We start from the raw sequence: 2,500 nt of genomic DNA, 5'->3' as shown, positions 1-2,500 counted from the left end.
ACCGATAGCGGACAAGTACCGTGAGGGAAAGGTGAAAAGTACCCCGGGAGGGGAGTGAAATAGTACCTGAAACCGTGCGCTTACAATCCGTCAGAGCCCGTGCGCCCCTTGGGGGTGGTGGGTGATGGCGTGCCTTTTGAAGAATGAGCCTGCGAGTTAGCGGCACGTGGCGAGGTTAACCCGGGTGGGGTAGCCGTAGCGAAAGCGAGTCCGAACAGGGCGCCCATAGTCGCGTGTTCTAGACCCGAAGCGGAGTGATCTACCCATGGCCAGGGTGAAGCGACGGTAAGACGTCGTGGAGGCCCGAACCCACTTAGGTTGAAAACTGAGGGGATGAGCTGTGGGTAGGGGTGAAAGGCCAATCAAACTCCGTGATAGCTGGTTCTCCCCGAAATGCATTTAGGTGCAGCGTTGCGTGTTTCACTCCGGAGGTAGAGCTACTGGATGGTCTAGGGGGCCTACAAGCTTACCGAAATCAGCCAAACTCCGAATGCCGGGGTGTGAGAGCGCAGCAGTGAGACGGCGGGCGATAAGGTTCGTCGTCGAGAGGGAAACAGCCCAGATCGCCGGCTAAGGCCCCTAAGCGTGTACTAAGTGGAAAAGGATGTGGAGTCGCGAAGACAACCAGGAGGTTGGCTTAGAAGCAGCCACCCTTGAAAGAGTGCGTAATAGCTCACTGGTCAAGTGGTTCTGCGCCGACAATGTAGCGGGGCTCAAGTACACCGCCGAAGCCGCGGCACTCACACAAGTCATCCACCCGTGCCTTCGGGTTCGGGTGTAGTGGTGTGGGTGGGTAGGGGAGCGTCCTGCATCCAGGGAAGCGGCAGCGTGAGCCAGCCGTGGAGGGTGTGGGAGTGAGAATGCAGGCATGAGTAGCGAAAGCGCAGTGAGAAACTGCGCCGCCGAATGACCAAGGGTTCCTGGGCCAGGTTAATCCGCCCAGGGTGAGTCGGGACCTAAGGCGAGGCCGACAGGCGTAGTCGATGGACAACGGGTTGATATTCCCGTACCCGTGTGCAAGCGCCCCTGACGAATCAGTTCTACTAACCGTCCAAAACCCAAACGATCCCTTTCGGGGGACGGGCGGGGGCTGCACGGGACCTGTGCTGGTAGTAGTCAAGCGATGGGGTGACGCAGGAAGGTAGTGGGGCCAGTCAGTGGTAACACTGGTGTAAACCGGTAGGGCGTTGCGTAGGCAAATCCGCGCAACATTTAAGCCTGAGAGGTGACGCATAGCCGAATGAGGCGAATTCCATGATCCTATGCTGCCGAGAAAAGCCTCTAGCGAGCAGGCACACGGCCCGTACCCCAAACCGACACAGGTGGTCAGGTAGAGAATACCGAGGCGATCGAGATAACTGTGGTTAAGGAACTCGGCAAAATGCCCCCGTAACTTCGGGAGAAGGGGGACCCGCGCCCGTGCACCAGCTGGCCTGGGAAGCGGGGACGGGTCGCAGAGACCAGAGAGAAGCGACTGTTTACTAAAAACACAGGTCCGTGCGAAGTCGTAAGACGATGTATACGGACTGACGCCTGCCCGGTGCCGGAAGGTTAAGAGGACCGGTCAGCCCAGCAATGGGCGAAGCTGAGAATTTAAGCCCCGGTAAACGGCGGTGGTAACTATAACCATCCTAAGGTAGCGAAATTCCTTGTCGGGTAAGTTCCGACCTGCACGAATGGCGTAACGACTTCTCTGCTGTCTCAACCACAGACTCGGCGAAATTGCATTACGAGTAAAGATGCTCGTTACGCGCGGCAGGACGAAAAGACCCCGGGACCTTCACTACAGCTTGGTATTGGTGTTCGGTACGGTTTGTGTAGGATAGGTGGGAGACTGGGAAGCAGGCACGCCAGTGTTTGTGGAGTCGTCGTTGAAATACCACTCTGATCGTATTGGATGTCTAACCTCGGACCATGATCTGGTTCAGGGACAGTGCCTGGTGGGTAGTTTAACTGGGGCGGTTGCCTCCCAAAATGTAACGGAGGCGCCCAAAGGTTCCCTCAGCCTGGTTGGCAATCAGGTGTCGAGTGCAAGTGCACAAGGGAGCTTGACTGTGAGACCGACAGGTCGAGCAGGGACGAAAGTCGGGACTAGTGATCCGGCACCGGCAWGTGGAAGCGGTGTCGCTCAACGGATAAAAGGTACCCCGGGGATAACAGGCTGATCTTCCCCAAGAGTCCATATCGACGGGATGGTTTGGCACCTCGATGTCGGCTCGTCGCATCCTGGGGCTGGAGTAGGTCCCAAGGGTTGGGCTGTTCGCCCATTAAAGCGGCACGCGAGCTGGGTTTAGAACGTCGTGAGACAGTTCGGTCTCTATCCGCCGCGCGCGTTAGAAACTTGAGGAAGGCTGTCCCTAGTACGAGAGGACCGGGACGGACGAACCTCTGGTATGCCAGTTGTTCCACCAGGAGCACCGCTGGTTAGCTACGTTCGGAAGGGATAACCGCTGAAAGCATCTAAGCGGGAAGCCCGTTCCAAGATAAGGTTTCTCCCACC

General features: G+C 57.5%; 1 rRNA gene (cut by a window edge). It reads left to right on the top strand.

Features of this window, described 5'->3' with window-relative positions:
• A 23S ribosomal RNA gene (locus FOS14_RS24385) occupies nt 1-2,500 on the top strand; its annotated part reaches 531 nt to the left of the window's first position; the annotation flags it as partial.

The sequence above is a fragment of the Skermania sp. ID1734 genome, from assembly GCF_007489285.1.
Lineage (GTDB): Bacteria > Actinomycetota > Actinomycetes > Mycobacteriales > Mycobacteriaceae > ID1734.
This window is presented reverse-complemented; position numbering and strand designations above follow the sequence as displayed.